A 15,470-nucleotide genomic window follows, 5' to 3' on the forward strand; every position below is an offset into this window, starting at 1 on the left:
TTATGCCAAAAGTAGTGATTTTACCCCACGCCGATTTATTACCGGATGGCGGTGTTTATGATGCGACACCTGGAGAAACGATTCTGAATGTCGCGTTACGCAATGGAATCGATGTCGAGCATGCTTGTGAAAAATCTTGCGCCTGTACTACCTGCCACTGTGTGGTACGCGAAGGTTTTGACTCCTTAGCCGAAAGCTCCGAATTGGAAGATGACATGCTTGATAAGGCTTGGGGACTTGAACCAGAAAGCCGGTTAAGTTGCCAAGCACGGGTGACTGACGAAGACCTCACCGTCGAATTCCCACGCTATACCGTGAACCACGCACGGGAACACTAATTTATTCCTTATCGGGCCAGACTTATCCTCTGGCCCGATTGCTATGGAGAAAATAAGCATGTCGATAAAATGGACAGATAGCCGTGAGATTGGCGAAGCCTTATACGATCTTTATCCAGATACCGATCCTAAAACAGTAAGGTTTACTGATCTGCATGCCTGGATCTGTGAATTAGACGGTTTTGATGACAATCCTAACGCATCAAACGAAAAAATATTAGAAGCGATTTTGTTAGTCTGGATTGACGAATACGAATAAGTTTAGGAGTCAGCGATGACCACAGCGATGCATTTACAATTAAGTCAGCAACCCGCAGCAGAGTGCTGGGGTGCCAAAGCTTTGATGAGTCCTCATGCTGAAGGGATGACAATCCATCTTGCCGAGGCAGAGAAAAATGGTGCGATACAGCGCGCCGCGCGTAAACTCGACCAACAAGGTATTCGCCACGTTGTGTTGAGTGGTGAGGGGTGGGATCTTGAAGCCTGTTGGGCGTTCTGGCAAGGTTTCCGCTCGCCGAAAGGGCAGCGTCAGGTCACTTGGCCGACGCTATCTGAAGCGGATCGCGCCGAACTCGACCACCGCTTGACGATCATCGATTGGGTTCGCGATACCATCAATAAACCTGCGGAAGATCTGGGACCTCAAGAGTTGGCCCGTGCTGCGGTTGACCTGTTGAATAATGTTGCCCCCGATGCGGTCACCTACCGTATTCTAAAAGGCGACGAGCTTCGCGAACAAGGCTATCTTGGTCTCCATACCGTTGGTCGTGCTTCCACCCGTGCTCCAGCATTATTAACCCTCGATTATAACCCGAGCGGCGACGATACAGCGCCGGTTTTCGCTTGCCTGGTCGGTAAAGGGATCACCTTCGATACGGGCGGCTATAGCCTTAAACCAAGCGTTCCTATGGACTCGATGAAGTCAGATATGGGCGGTGCAGCTACCCTGACCGGTGCGTTAGCCTTAGCGATTGCTCGCGGTTTAACAAAGCGTGTGAAACTGATTCTTTGCTGTGCAGATAATATGGTCAGCGGTAATGCAATGCGTCTGGGCGATATTATCCATTATCGTAACGGTAAGTCGGTTGAGGTGATGAACACCGATGCTGAAGGCCGTTTAGTCTTGGCGGACGGGTTAATTGATGCCAGCGCACAACAGCCTGAATTATTGATCGATGCAGCGACCCTTACCGGTGCAGCGAAAATGGCGCTTGGCAATGATTATCATGCGCTCTTTAGTTTTGATGATATCGCGGCACAATCACTGCTGCACAGTGCAGGTATCGAAGGAGAGAGCTTCTGGCGCTTACCGGTTGAGGAATTCCACCGTCAGCACTTGCCTTCCAATTTTGCTGATCTCAATAATATCGCAAGTCCTGCGCACACGGCTGGCGCGAGCAGTGCAGCTGCCTTTCTTTCTTGGTTCGTGACCGAGTATAAAAAAGGGTGGTTACATATCGACTGTTCAGCCACCTATCGTAAGGCTGGTGTCGAGCAGTGGTCAGCGGGGGCCACGGGAATTGGCGTGCGTACCTTAGCAAATCTGCTATTAAAATAATCTGCGGGGCAGGCGTAATGCCTGCCGATTTTGAGAGCCTATTATGTCCGTTGAATTGGAAAAACTGTTGGCGCAAGCGGCCACTGAACCCGCACATCGACCTGCTTTTTTTCAGGCATTATTGGATGCTGATGTCTGGGTCTTAGGTCGTAGCGTTGCACAACCATTGACTGCCGACTCGGGCGTCGAATTAACGCATTGGGAGAAGGCGGATGGCGAAAGCGTCATTCCTTTTTTCACCTCTGAACAAATGCTTAATGAGGTATGTGAGTTGGGAGAGCCTTGGGTTAAGCTACCCGTTAAAACGCTCTTCGAGCTAACGCGAGGTGACAACCTATTCCTTAATCCTAAATGCAGTATAGGCAAAGAGTTTTCTGCCAGCGAAATTGCCGCCTTATTAGATAATCGCGGTGATGCGCTCTCTGAACAACACGTCATTGAAGGCGGGGAAACCCTACTGGTCTCGGCAATCGATGAGCTTCCTGCGCAGCTCGTCAGCTCCCTCACCACTCTGTTTGCGGGACTCAAGCCAGTGCGCCGTGCCTTTCTGGCCGAAATACGGGAAGGAGAGGGGTTACCGGCCAATTTACTGCTAGGGATTGAAGCCGACGGTGAGATTGACGCGATTATTCAGCAAGCGGGTCAAGTCGCGGTGGACACCTTAGCCGACGATGCCTTAATCGATCTGTGTGAGATTACTGATCAGCCTTCCGGTGTCAGTCACTTCTTTACAGCGCACATCACCCCATTCTATGAACGACGTTGGGGCAGTTTCCTGCGAGATTTTAAGGGTAGCCAGCGAATCTTGTAGACGCGAGCGACCCCCGAAAGTTGGATAACCAACCCCAAGGGGTTTGTCTTAATAGCAAATACGTCACCGTTTGCTCCTAGGCTGCTACCGCTATTTATTGACTATCAATGTGATCATTAATGGTTGCCAGCCAACACCCTTATACTTCATCAAATCCTGATAGGTGAAGTGGTGGCTTACACGCTCTTCGGTGACGGTTCTTTCTATGGTTTTGACTGCGCCATGGCAGCAGAAGGGGCATCTGCTACCAGTCGGCGTAAGTGAGACATATCAACCGACGATTCTGCATGATATAGGCTGTAGTTAGCTTGTAAATTAAGCCAAAATTTAGGGGTATTCCCTAACACGGCGATAACTTAACCGCCATATCAGGCGTTACTATTGTTTGGCCGTTAAGTAACCGGTGTGCAGAGGATGGGGAGATGTTCATCGCTCTAGAAAATTCACGAGTGCCTATATTTATGTCCTCAAGAAGGGGATTGAGAAAACGATGCAGGCGGTCGCCTAATCATTCGCTAAACACTGTTGGACGCGGCCTCAAAGTGGGTAAGGCACGATGGGCATTACCACCGTGCCTAACGCGAACCGAAACCGGCCATTTTGAAGCTATAGATCCTTAACGTTCCAAATAAGATATTAACAGGCTCCGTTACGCTCACTTGATTTCCATCTTAACGACTTGTCATTCCCGCGGTTGCCCGCCTAAGGTCTTACAGGTAAATCGTCGCGGCTTCCCCATTCGCCCCAAGAACCATCATAAAGGCTGACCTGATGCTGACCCAGTTGGTATAAAGCGAGTAACACTACCACTGCGGTAACGCCTGATCCGCAGGTGACGACAGCTGGCTGCGTGGTATCGACGCCTGCCTGCTGGAACAGGGCTTGTAACTGTTCGTTCTCTTTCAAACGGCCTTCGCTGACCAAGTGGTCCCAAGGTAGATTAAGGCTGTTAGGGATATGCCCGCGACGTAATCCGGGACGAGGTTCATCGACTTCGGCGTTAAAACGTGGAGCAGAGCGTGCATCGATAATTTGCATGCCACCTTCGTGACTCAGGAGTAACATTTTAGTCAGAGGGACGACGGCGTCATCAGCTACCTGAACCTCGAATTGCGTTGGCGGTAAGGTGACTTCGCCGGTGGCGAGCGGTAAGTTTGCTTGTTGCCAAGCCTTCAAACCGCCGGCCAATATCGATACCTTTTCGACACCGAAGTGACGTAGCATCCACCAAGCACGCGGCGCAGAAAAGAGATTTCCCTCATCGTAAACGATAAGATGCTTTTCATGATCGACCCCAAGTTCTCGCATCGCGACGGCAAAATGATCCGCACGAGGTAACATATGGGGATAGGGGCTATGGTTATCAGAGAGATGTTCGATATTGAAGAAGACTGCCTCAGGGAGATGCCCCGCATGGTATTCACTCTCAACGTTACGAACCCGTTCTTGTCCTGGGGGTAATAATCGGGCATCGATGACCTGTATCCCGGTATCGTTGAGGTGGTCAGCCAGCCAGTGCGGCGTAACGAAAACAGTATGACTCATTGTCTCTCCACTCCTAAAAATATCAAGACGAACAGAGTGACAAAGCTTGCCCAATTTGTCACGGAGCTTTTTAGTCCGCATCGGGTTAAGGTATGAACACTGTGAGATACCACTAAGGAAGAAAATAATTAAGGCAAAATGATAAAAAATAATGGATTAACCTAGGCAACGGCGCGTTTGCCACCTATAATCGGCGCCGTTTCTCACTATCGTCGTTCGTCAACTGTGTCAGGACGGCGTTAGGGTATTTTGCAAGCTCAGACTGAGGTCACTATGACAATCGAACGTACTTTTTCTATCATTAAGCCAAACGCCGTTGCTAAAAATGTAATTGGTGCAATCTACAACCGTTTTGAAAGCGCTGGCTTCAAAATCGTGGGCGCTAAAATGCTGCAACTGACTAAAGAGCAAGCAGAAGGCTTCTACGCTGAGCACAAAGGCCGCCCATTCTTTGATGGTCTGGTTGAGTTCATGACTTCTGGTCCAGTTGTTGTTTCCGTTTTAGAAGGCGAAAACGCTATCCAACGTCACCGTGACCTGATGGGCGCAACTAACCCAGACAACGCATTAGCAGGTACTCTGCGCGCGGATTACGCTGACAGCTTCACCGAAAACGCAACACACGGTTCTGACTCTGCTGAGTCTGCAGCACGTGAAATTGCTTACTTCTTCTCTGCTGAAGAAGTGTGCGCACGTACTCGTTAATTTTTAACGCGTCGCACGCAGTACATTCGCATCTGATTACAGATGGATGTACACTACGCACCCCCTTGCTTTGTGAGGGGGTGCGTTTTTTTACATTATCAATTCCTTTTACGTGCCATAACGTGTAACAACGAGGCCAGAGATTATTATGTCAGACTCTATCACCACCCCAGAAATTTTCGCGCCAGCTATTACGCCTGTTAAATCCACCAAGGTTAACTTACTTGACCTGAATCGCACAGAAATGCGCAAGTTTGTCGCATCCCTAGGCGAAAAGCCTTTCCGTGCAGATCAGATTATGAAGTGGATTTACCACTACTGCTGTGACGATTTTGAGCAAATGACGGATATCAATAAAAAATTCCGTCAAAAACTGAGTGACATGGCAGAGATCCGTGCACCAGAAGTTGCGGAAGAGATGCGTTCTTCAGATGGGACGATCAAGTGGGCGATACGAGTCGGCGATCAGTTAGTTGAGACCGTTTATATTCCAGAAAAAGACCGTGCGACCTTATGTGTTTCTTCACAAGTCGGCTGTGCTTTGGAGTGTAAGTTCTGCTCGACTGCGCAACAGGGATTCAACCGTAACTTAAAAGTGTCGGAAATTATCGGACAAGTTTGGCGCGCGGCGAAAATTATCGGTGCGGCGAAAGTGACCGGTCAGCGCCCAATCACCAACGTAGTGATGATGGGGATGGGCGAACCCTTGCTTAACCTTACTAACGTCGTCCCAGCGATGGAAATTATGCTCGACGATTTCGGTTTTGGCTTATCTAAACGCCGCGTCACACTCTCCACCTCAGGCGTTGTCCCTGCGCTGGATAAGCTCGGTGATATGATCGACGTGGCCTTGGCCATCTCTTTGCACGCGTCGAATGACAAAGTCCGCGACGAAATCGTACCGATTAATAAGAAGTACAACATTGAAGCTTTCTTAGCCGCCGTGAAACGTTATATTGGTAAGTCTAATGCTAACCAAGGCCGAGTGACCATCGAATATGTGATGCTCGACCATGTCAACGACAGTACCGATGACGCCCATGAACTGGCCGAGTTATTAAAAGATACGCCGAGTAAAATTAACTTAATCCCATGGAACCCCTTCCCAGGAGCCCCTTATGGGCGCAGCTCTAATAGCCGTATCGACCGCTTTTCAAAGGTATTAATGGATTACGGTTTTACTACCATTGTCCGTAAGACCCGTGGTGACGATATTGATGCGGCATGTGGCCAGTTAGCCGGTGATGTTATCGATCGGACTAAACGGACCCTGCGTAAGAAAATGGCAGGTGAACAAATTTCTGTGAAAGCCCTCTAGCCCTAAGCGAAAGGGAACTCCGCCACTGTACTGATTCTGTCATGCTAGCGCTTAGTCAAGGATGATAAGGGCTAGTAAATGACTAAATGGAAAGGGGCAGTGGTGGTGGTAAGTTTACTGGCGGGCTGCCAGCACTATTCAGCGGTAGAACAGAGCGTGGCCATGCGGCGCTATCTTGGGGAACAATACCTTCAGATAAACCAACTCACCCACGCCGAACGGAACTTTCGTAAAGTGGTGGCCCTCCAGCCGAATAATGCTCACGGATGGTGGGGGCTAGCACAGATAGCCGCACAGCAAGGGGACACCTCAAAGGCTGTTTCGTATTATCAACGTGCTTTTAAGATGGCTCCAGAAAATACCCAGCTAAGTGATAATTACGGTGCTTTTCTTTGTACTTTAGGGCAGTATGATGAAGCTCGACGTATTGTTAAACGTGATGAAAAAACAGTAGGTAATCAAAACAGTGGAAAAGAAAATCCCTGTTTACCGGACTCGTCACGATAGCGGCAGCATCATGCTAGTCATGCCATCGCCAGAGTGAGTAGTGTTGAGTGGGAAGGTAACATGAGTCGTATCCGGATAAGCTTAACACTATTCTAGAAACGCACTATCATTATACTTATTCACTGAACAGAATGATGTAAACCATGAATTTATCGCCGTGCAACGCCGTACTCGGTCGCCAGCGTCACAGACCCATTACCGTTAGCGCGAACTTTTCACCCTCGATACAGTACTGACGTTATATTGCGAATGAATACTGAAGCCAACCAAGACATCATCAAAAAATCTGCGGGTGAGCGTTTACGTCAAGCCCGTGAAGCCAAAGGTATGACGCAACAGAACGTTGCCGATAGACTCTGCCTCAAGCTCTCTACAGTGCGAGATATCGAAGATGATAAAGCGCCTGCTGAACTTGCCGTGACCTTTTTACGCGGGTATATCCGCTCTTATGCACGCCTAGTGCAAATCCCAGAAACCGAATTACTGCCCGAAGCCCCGCAACACGCGCCGATACGTCCAGCAAAAATCACGCCGATGCAGAATTACTCGCTCAATAGCCGTCGCAGTAGAAAAAAACGCGATGGGCTACTCACGACGTTCACTTGGTTAATTATTTTTGTCGTGGTGGGACTTACGGTAGCGTGGTGGTGGCAGAATCATAAAGCCGCGCAAAGTGAATTAACGAATAGCGTGTCGACGCAAGAAAACGAAGGAACCGGTACTAGTCAGTCCATTCCATTATCCACCGATCCGTCGTCTCAGCAAGCCACACAAAGTGAGTCTCAACCTGCGGCGACCGATGCGCAGCCAGAACCGGCCGCACCATCAGAAACGACGCCTTCCGCGTCAACCGCACCCGCTAACGATAATAGCGCAGCAGCGCCAGCGGCGGTGAATCCGACACAAACCTCGCCGACGCCCCAAACGCCAGCAGTTTCAACGTCTCTTCCTGCGCAACCTGCCACGACGGCTGATAATGCGCCACAGACCCCTGCTAGCCCAGATGCTATCACCTTACAATTTACCGGCGACTGCTGGTTGGAAGTCAGTGATGCGAGCGGTAAAAAATTATTCAGTGGCTTACAACACAATGGTGGTGCTTTAAACCTCACTGGTAAGCTTCCCTATCATCTAAAAATCGGCGCTCCTGCATCAGTCTCGGTCCAGTTCCGTGGTCAACCCGTTGATCTCAGCCGTTTTGTTCATCGTAATCAGGTAGCACGTCTGAATGTTGGCGCGTAAGCGCTAACCTTGAGACAAGTGGAGAAAAGCTATGCATAACGAGGCTCCCATTAACCGTCGTAAATCGACTCGTATTTATGTCGGTAAGGTGCCAATCGGCGATGGGGCTCCCATCGCTGTACAATCAATGACCAATACCCGTACCACCGATGTTGAAGCAACGGTCAATCAGATTAGAGCGCTAGAGCGCGTCGGTGCGGATATTGTACGTGTTTCTGTTCCTACTATGGATGCGGCAGAAGCCTTCAAGCTGATTAAGCAACAAGTGAATCTGCCCTTAGTGGCAGATATCCATTTCGATTACCGTATCGCTCTTAAAGTGGCAGAGTACGGTGTTGATTGCTTACGGATCAACCCAGGAAATATCGGTAATAACGAACGTATTCGTCAAGTTGTGGATTGCGCTCGGGATCATAATATCCCGATCCGTATCGGCGTAAATGCCGGATCATTAGAAAAAGATCTGCAGGAAAAATATGGCGAACCGACGCCACAGGCACTGGTTGAATCTGCACTGCGTCATGTTGAACATTTAGATCGTCTAAACTTCGATCAGTTCAAAGTCAGTGTCAAAGCCTCTGATGTGTTTTTAGCGGTTGAATCCTATCGTCTGCTGGCACAACAGATTAAACAACCACTGCACTTAGGTATCACAGAAGCAGGCGGCGCACGTGCCGGAGCGGTGAAATCGGCGATTGGGTTAGGTTTATTGCTGTCTGAAGGCATTGGCGATACGTTACGTGTCTCACTGGCGGCTGATCCAATTGAAGAGATCAAAGTGGGCTTTGATATCTTAAAATCGCTACGTATTCGTTCACGTGGAATTAACTTTATCGCTTGCCCAACCTGTTCACGTCAAGAGTTTGATGTTATCGGTACGGTTAATGCTTTAGAACAGCGTTTAGAAGATATCATTACGCCTATGGATGTCTCGATTATCGGCTGCGTGGTCAATGGACCGGGCGAGGCGACTGTCTCCACCCTCGGCGTTACCGGTGGTAATAAAAAAAGCGGATTCTACGAAGATGGGGTACGTCAACGTGATCGTCTAGATAATAACGATATGATTGACCAACTCGAAGCCCGTATCCGTGCAAAAGCCTCGATGCTGGACGAAAATGCGCGGATTGCGATCCAGCACCTAGATAACTAATCATTTAACTGGGCAGTAATGCCCTGTTTTTTTAGCATTTGAAATAAAGAGATTGTAACGTGGCGAAAAATATTCAAGCGATACGGGGAATGAACGACTACCTGCCAGCAGATACTGCAGTATGGCAGCGCATCGAACAGAGTCTGAAACAAGTCTTGGCAGGCTACGGCTTTAGCGAAATTCGCTTGCCTATCGTAGAACAGACGCCATTGTTTAAACGCGCCATTGGTGAAGTCACCGATGTGGTCGAAAAAGAGATGTATACCTTCGATGACCGCAACGGTGAAAGCTTAACTTTACGCCCTGAGGGCACCGCGGGCTGTGTCCGTGCGGGAATCGAACATGGTCTGCTTTATAACCAAGAACAGCGCCTATGGTATATGGGGCCGATGTTCCGTTACGAGCGTCCACAGAAGGGGCGTTATCGTCAATTCTACCAACTTGGGGCGGAAGTCTTTGGCTTAACAGGCCCTGATATTGATGCTGAGCTGATCATGATGACCGCGCGCTGGTGGAAAGTGCTCGGTATTGCTGATCATGTCGAGCTAGAGCTTAACTCCATCGGTTCACTTGATGCACGCGCCAATTACCGTGAAGCATTGGTTGCGTTCTTAGAACAGCATAAGGAAGTGTTGGATGAAGACTGTTTACGTCGCATGTACAGTAACCCGTTGCGGGTACTGGACAGCAAAAATCCAGAGGTTCAAGCGTTACTGAATGACGCTCCTAAACTGCATGACTACCTCGATGACGAATCTCGTGAGCACTTCGCGGGTGTCTGCCAATTCTTAGATGACGCAGGGATTACTTATCGCATCAATCAGCGCTTGGTCCGTGGATTAGACTACTACAACCGCACCGTTTTTGAGTGGGTGACCAGCAGCCTAGGCGCGCAAGGTACTGTCTGTGCCGGTGGACGTTACGATGGGCTTGTTGAACAGCTGGGTGGGCGTGCCACACCTGCTGTGGGCTTCGCGATGGGGCTTGAGCGTTTGGTTCTGTTAGTACAATCTGTCGTACCAGACTTTGAACCAGTTAACAAAGTGGATGTCTACGTCATATCATCGGGACAAGGTGTGCAATCTGCAGCGATGCAACTTGCCGAAACGCTCCGTGATCAAGCGCCTAGCTTGAAAATTATGACTAACTTTGGTGGCGGTAACTTCAAGAAGCAATTCGCGCGTGCGGATAAAAATGGTGCGAAAGTGGCACTGGTGCTGGGCGAAGATGAAGTCAGCAACGGACAAGTGGTGATTAAAAACTTGGCGCGTGGTGAACAGAAGTTAGTCAGTTCTCAGGATGTACTGGCCGAATTACAGGCGGCGCTTCTCGCTGAGTAAGCGTGTGGCAGGTAGAGAGTAATACAGGAGTAGGACGGGTGGAAGTTTACAACAACGACAATCAACGTGATCAAACTGAAGCAGTTAAACAGTTTTTTGCGAACAACGGTAAGATTCTTGCGGTCGGTGCAGTGATTGGGATTGCCGCACTAGTGGGCTGGCGCTTTTGGGTGAATCATCAACAAAATGATGCTTTAGCATCATCGGATCGCTACCAGCAGCTCACGTCAACGCTGAAAGCTGATAACCCTGCGTCAATTCAGGCGCTTGCCAGTTTTGTTGACCACGATAAAACCAGTTATGGTGCTTTGGCGTCACTGACGCTGGCCAAAACCTATGTCGATAAGAGTGACCTGCAGAATGCAGCGAAAATCTTAGAGCAAGGGCTGCAAGACTCTGCAGACCAAAGTCTTCAAGCGGTGATTCGTCTTCGTCTTGCTCGGGTCCAGTCTGAGCTAAAAAATCCCGATGCGGCATTAAAAACGCTTGATGCAGTCAAAGGGGATAACTGGACCGGCCTGGCCGCAGATATTCGCGGCGATATCCTGTTAAATAAAGGCGATAAGCAGGGCGCAGCCGCTGCTTGGCGTCAAGGGATAAAATCAGAGGTATCACCTGCAGTGAAGCAGATGATGCAAACTAAATTGAATAATTTTAGCTAAGCCAGTGAGAGAGCGCATGGAATTACGTAAATACCTGCTGCCGGCATTAATTTCGGCCACCCTGTTAAGTGGTTGTTCGCTGTTCAGTGGTGAAGAGGATGTCGTGAAAATGGCCCCTCTGCCCAAAGTACAAAATCAGTTTACCCCTTCTACCGCATGGAGTACCTCGGTAGGTGATGGTGTAGGCAACTTCTACTCTAACCTGCACCCTGCTTGGCAAGAAGGTACCGTCTTTGCAGCGGACCGCCATGGTACGGTTAAAGCGCTAGACGCCGCGAGTGGTAAAGAGAAATGGTCGATCGATCTCTCTGAAAAACAGGGCTTCTTCTCAAGTAACCTGTCTGCCTTACTGTCTGGTGGCATCACCGTTGACGGCTCAACCTTATATATCGGTAGCGAGCGTGGCGCTGTCTATGCGTTAAACGCGGCGGACGGTAAATTGTTGTGGAAGACCCAAGTCACCGGTGAAGCGATGTCGCGTCCTGTGGTTAGCGATGGGTTAGTCTTAATCCACCAAAGTAACGGCATTCTGCAGGCACTTGACCAACAAACGGGTGCCAGCAAATGGTCAGTTAACCTTGATATTCCTTCGCTATCACTGCGTGGCGAATCTGCGCCAGCAGTCGCTTATGGTGGCGCGATCGTTGGCGGAGATAACGGACGTGTGAGTGCCGTGATCCTAAACCAAGGTCAGATTATCTGGCAGCAACGTATCTCGCAACCGAGCGGTGCGACAGAAATTGATCGCTTAAGTGACGTCGATACTACGCCAATTATCGCAAACAATGTGGTCTATGCTTTAGCCTACAACGGTAGCTTAACCGCGATGGATTTACGTTCTGGACAACTCATCTGGAAACGTGATGTTGGCGGCGTAAAAAATATTATTGTCGAAGGTAGCAACATTTATGTGGTTGACCAAGACGACCGTGTGATTGCCTTAAATACTGATGGCGGTGTCGCCATCTGGCGTCAAAGCGAATTACTGCATCGTAACTTAACTTCGCCAGTTCTGTTTGATGGTTACCTAGTCGTTGGGGATAGCGAAGGCTACCTACACTGGATCAATACCGCAGACGGACGCTTTGTTTCCCAGCAAAAAGTCGATAGTTCAGGCTTCCAAACTGATCCGGTTGTCGCGGGCAGCAAATTGCTGATTCAAGCGAAAGGCGGCGAGGTTTACTCTATCTCACGTTAAACATCCTCAGCAATTTCGCTTAGGTGTGTTATATTGCACGGCTCCTGTTCTGCAGGAGCCGTTTATTTTTTATGGTAAGCCACTTTTATTTGATTAAGCGTGCTTGCGAATAAAAGTTGGGTTAGCAGATTTATTTTGTCATGAGGCTTTATTATGGTACCTGTGGTCGCGCTGGTTGGGCGCCCGAATGTTGGAAAGTCAACATTATTCAATCGGTTAACTCGCACACGTGATGCGCTGGTTGCGGACTTTCCCGGTCTGACGCGCGATCGCAAGTATGGGCGAGCTGAAGTTGAAGGCCGTGAATTCATCTGTATTGATACCGGTGGTATTGATGGCACCGAAGAGGGTGTTGAAACGCGGATGGCGGCACAATCGTTATTAGCGATTGAAGAGGCAGATGTCGTCCTATTTATGGTGGATGCCCGTGCCGGCGTGATGCCTGCGGATGAGCAAATCGCTCAACATTTACGTTCACGTGAAAAAGCGACTTTTCTAGTCGCCAACAAAACCGATGGTTTGGATGCCGATGCGGCAATCAGTGATTTCTGGTCATTGGGCATGGGCGAAATCCATGCTATCGCAGCATCGCATGGTCGTGGCGTGACATCGCTATTAGAGACGGCGTTGTTCCCGTGGATGGATAAAAAAGAAGAACAAGCGCCACTGACTGAAGAAGAAGAAAATGCCGCGTATTGGGCTGATCTGGAAGCGGAAGAGCTAGAACAACTCGAAGAAGAAGAAGAGTTCGACCCCACGACGTTGCCGATCAAATTAGCCATCGTTGGTCGTCCTAACGTGGGTAAATCGACCCTCACCAACCGTATTTTAGGTGAAGACCGGGTTGTTGTGTATGACATGCCTGGCACTACACGTGATAGCGTCTATATACCGATGGAACGTGACGAGCGCGACTATGTATTGATCGACACTGCCGGTGTGCGTAAGCGCGGTAAAGTGCATGATGCGGTCGAGAAGTTCTCGGTAATCAAAACCCTGCAAGCGATCGAAGACGCTAACGTCGTATTGCTAGTGATCGATGCGCGGGAAGGGATCTCTGACCAAGATCTCTCGTTGTTAGGCTTTATTCTTAACAGTGGACGTTCACTCGTTATCGTCGTCAATAAATGGGATGGCCTGTCGCAAGAAGTCAGAGACGAAATCAAAGAAGCACTGGATTACCGTTTAGGCTTTATCGATTTTGCCCGTGTTCACTTTATTTCGGCCCTACATGGTAGTGGCGTCGGCAACCTGTTTGAATCCATTACCGAAGCTTACGATAGCTCGACCAAACGCGTTAATACGGCAATGCTGACACGCATCATGCATATGGCGCAAGACGATCACCAACCGCCTCTGGTACGTGGCCGTCGCGTTAAACTGAAGTTCGCGCATGCGGGGGGATATAACCCACCTATCGTGGTCATTCACGGTAACCAAGTGAAGGATTTACCGGATTCCTACAAACGTTACTTGATGAACTATTATCGTCGGACCTTAAACGTGATGGGAACGCCGATCCGTATCCAATTCAAAGAGGGTGAGAACCCGTTTGCTGGAAAACGTAACCTACTTACGCCAACACAACAGCGTAAACGTAAGCGTTTAATGGCGCACATGAAGAAGAACAAGCGTTAATCATTAGGGCCACAGAAAGTGGCCCTTTTTTATTGTGAAGAAGTAGACTTTTTTGGAGTGCGTTTACGGGTTTTCTCAAGGTTGACGACTTCACTCTCCGCCCAGCCATCCTCCAAGCGGGTACGAAGCGTATCACCGACACGTAACTCTTTAGTCTTACGTACGACTTCACCTTTTGCGCCGGTGGTGACACTGTAGCCTCGTGCCAGCGTCCCGAGTGGACTGACTGCTTCCAACTGCACGGCCAGATTTCCAAAGCGCTGCTTACGCTGCTCGACCTGCTGCTGCAGGGCAATCTGCAAACGATAGCGCTGTTGAGCGAGATATTGCTGATGCTGAGCAATTTTGGCTGAAGGCAGGCAGCGGTTCAAGCGACGGGTCAGGCTATCATAACGCTGTTGCGCACTCTGCACTTGACGTTGTAAAGCATCTTGCATGCGGCGTTGTTGTTGTTGTAGCTGTGACTGTTGGCGTACCAGTCGTAACTGTGGATGTTGCTGGGTCAGACGGTGTGTAAGCGCCGTTAAGCGGCGTTGTTGGCCGGTATGATAATAATCGAACGCCATCTCTAATCGTTGTTGCTGCCCTTGTAATTGCCGTAAAAGTTCAAGTTGATTACGACTCACCATTTCCGCCGCGGCAGAGGGGGTGGGGGCGCGTAAGTCTGCGACAAAATCAGCGATAGTGATATCAGTTTCGTGACCGACAGCACTGACAATCGGGAGGTCGCTGTTGGCAATGGCGCGGGCCACACTCTCTTCGTTAAAGCACCACAGATCCTCCAACGAGCCTCCGCCACGTCCGACAATCAACACATCACACTCTTTACGTTGATTGGCTAAGGTGATGGCGTTGACGATGGCAGCAGTCGCCTCTCGTCCTTGCACTGCTGTGGGATAGATCACCACGGGAAGCGCGGGGTCACGTCGACGTAATACATGCAAAATATCATGTAATGCCGCGCCAGAAGGGGAAGTAATCACCCCCACGCGTGTTGCTGGGACCGGTAGAGAGCGTTTGCGAGATTGCGCGAACAGCCCCTCGCTGTCGAGCTTAAGTTTTAATGCTTGAAATTGTTGCTGTAACAATCCTTCGCCAGCCGGATGCATCGACTCAACAATCAACTGATAGTCGCCTCGCGGATCATAAAGCGTCACCGACGCCCGGACGAGAATCTGCATGCCGTTTTGCGGCTGAAAGGTGACGCGTTGATTGCTGCCACGAAACATTGCGCAGCGGACCTGAGCGGCATCGTCCTTAAGGGTGAAGTACCAATGTCCGGATGACGGTCGGCTAAAGTTCGAGACTTCGGCACTTAGCCAGATGCGGCCCAGCTGCTTTTCCAGAAGCTGTCGCACGCTACCGTTTAGCTGAGCGACGGAATAAATTGTGCTGTTTTCTGTCGGTAACATGTGATCAAGATCAAACTTTAAATCAGAGGGTTAAGCAGTGATA

15 protein-coding genes are annotated in these 15,470 nt (G+C 49.6%); 13 read left to right on the forward strand and 2 right to left on the reverse strand.

The features are described from left to right. Nucleotides 1–2: 2 nt before the first annotated feature. From fdx to sseB, 4 genes are read left to right on the forward strand one after another with little or no spacing between them, the layout of a single operon-like run. Nucleotides 3–338, forward strand: coding sequence for an ISC system 2Fe-2S type ferredoxin (gene fdx / locus MKR94_RS12365; RefSeq protein WP_048912443.1), 336 nt, complete (start codon nucleotides 3–5; stop codon nucleotides 336–338). Between the two features lie 58 nt (nucleotides 339–396). Further along, nucleotides 397–597: a Fe-S cluster assembly protein IscX gene (gene iscX / locus MKR94_RS12370; RefSeq protein WP_241647181.1), complete on the forward strand. Its 201-nt coding sequence runs from the start codon at nucleotides 397–399 to the stop codon at nucleotides 595–597. Nucleotides 598–612: 15 nt separating this feature from the next. Further along, a complete protein-coding gene (gene pepB / locus MKR94_RS12375) occupies nucleotides 613–1,896 on the forward strand; it encodes an aminopeptidase PepB (protein ID WP_241647182.1) in 1,284 nt (427 codons plus the stop codon). Between the two features lie 43 nt (nucleotides 1,897–1,939). Beyond that, the gene (sseB, locus tag MKR94_RS12380; RefSeq protein WP_241647183.1) at nucleotides 1,940–2,707 is read left to right on the forward strand and encodes an enhanced serine sensitivity protein SseB; all 768 of its coding nucleotides are present in this window, start codon (nucleotides 1,940–1,942) and stop codon (nucleotides 2,705–2,707) included. A gap of 702 nt (nucleotides 2,708–3,409) precedes the next feature. Here the strand turns inward: sseB and sseA are convergent. Then, complete coding sequence (gene sseA / locus MKR94_RS12390; RefSeq protein ID WP_241647184.1) at nucleotides 3,410–4,252, reverse strand: 3-mercaptopyruvate sulfurtransferase; 843 nt, start codon at nucleotides 4,250–4,252, stop codon at nucleotides 3,410–3,412. Between the two features lie 273 nt (nucleotides 4,253–4,525). On the opposite strand from sseA, the gene ndk reads away from it, so the two are divergent. The 9 genes from ndk to der all read left to right on the forward strand — a co-directional run bounded on the left by ndk (nucleotide 4,526) and on the right by der (nucleotide 14,015). Then, nucleotides 4,526–4,957 (forward strand): nucleoside-diphosphate kinase, encoded by a 432-nt coding sequence (gene ndk / locus MKR94_RS12395; RefSeq protein ID WP_048912436.1) that lies wholly within the window; start codon nucleotides 4,526–4,528, stop codon nucleotides 4,955–4,957. Between the two features lie 148 nt (nucleotides 4,958–5,105). Continuing rightward, on the forward strand, nucleotides 5,106–6,275 hold the full coding sequence (gene rlmN / locus MKR94_RS12400) for a dual-specificity RNA methyltransferase RlmN (protein ID WP_099824670.1): 1,170 nt from the start codon (nucleotides 5,106–5,108) through the stop codon (nucleotides 6,273–6,275). A gap of 78 nt (nucleotides 6,276–6,353) precedes the next feature. Next, the gene (locus MKR94_RS12405; RefSeq protein ID WP_241647185.1) at nucleotides 6,354–6,782 is read left to right on the forward strand and encodes a tetratricopeptide repeat protein; all 429 of its coding nucleotides are present in this window, start codon (nucleotides 6,354–6,356) and stop codon (nucleotides 6,780–6,782) included. 249 nt (nucleotides 6,783–7,031) lie between these two features. Then, the gene (gene rodZ / locus MKR94_RS12410; RefSeq protein WP_241647186.1) at nucleotides 7,032–8,024 is read left to right on the forward strand and encodes a cytoskeleton protein RodZ; all 993 of its coding nucleotides are present in this window, start codon (nucleotides 7,032–7,034) and stop codon (nucleotides 8,022–8,024) included. Between the two features lie 31 nt (nucleotides 8,025–8,055). Beyond that, nucleotides 8,056–9,177, forward strand: a complete 1,122-nt coding sequence (gene ispG / locus MKR94_RS12415; protein WP_241647187.1) for a flavodoxin-dependent (E)-4-hydroxy-3-methylbut-2-enyl-diphosphate synthase — start codon at nucleotides 8,056–8,058, stop codon at nucleotides 9,175–9,177. 59 nt (nucleotides 9,178–9,236) lie between these two features. Further along, a complete protein-coding gene (gene hisS / locus MKR94_RS12420; protein ID WP_241647188.1) occupies nucleotides 9,237–10,517 on the forward strand; it encodes a histidine--tRNA ligase in 1,281 nt (426 codons plus the stop codon). Nucleotides 10,518–10,555: 38 nt separating this feature from the next. Beyond that, nucleotides 10,556–11,179 (forward strand): YfgM family protein, encoded by a 624-nt coding sequence (locus MKR94_RS12425; RefSeq protein ID WP_241647189.1) that lies wholly within the window; start codon nucleotides 10,556–10,558, stop codon nucleotides 11,177–11,179. A gap of 16 nt (nucleotides 11,180–11,195) precedes the next feature. Beyond that, a complete protein-coding gene (gene bamB / locus MKR94_RS12430; RefSeq protein ID WP_241647191.1) occupies nucleotides 11,196–12,377 on the forward strand; it encodes an outer membrane protein assembly factor BamB in 1,182 nt (393 codons plus the stop codon). A 153-nt stretch (nucleotides 12,378–12,530) separates the two neighbouring features. After that, nucleotides 12,531–14,015: a ribosome biogenesis GTPase Der gene (gene der / locus MKR94_RS12435; RefSeq protein WP_099824658.1), complete on the forward strand. Its 1,485-nt coding sequence runs from the start codon at nucleotides 12,531–12,533 to the stop codon at nucleotides 14,013–14,015. Nucleotides 14,016–14,044: 29 nt separating this feature from the next. On the opposite strand, the gene xseA is transcribed toward der, so the two are convergent. After that, a complete protein-coding gene (xseA, locus tag MKR94_RS12440; RefSeq protein WP_241647192.1) occupies nucleotides 14,045–15,427 on the reverse strand; it encodes an exodeoxyribonuclease VII large subunit in 1,383 nt (460 codons plus the stop codon). Nucleotides 15,428–15,470: the final 43 nt, after the last annotated feature.

The organism is Rosenbergiella metrosideri (assembly GCF_022602565.1).
GTDB classification, from domain to species: Bacteria; Pseudomonadota; Gammaproteobacteria; order Enterobacterales; family Enterobacteriaceae; genus Rosenbergiella; species Rosenbergiella metrosideri.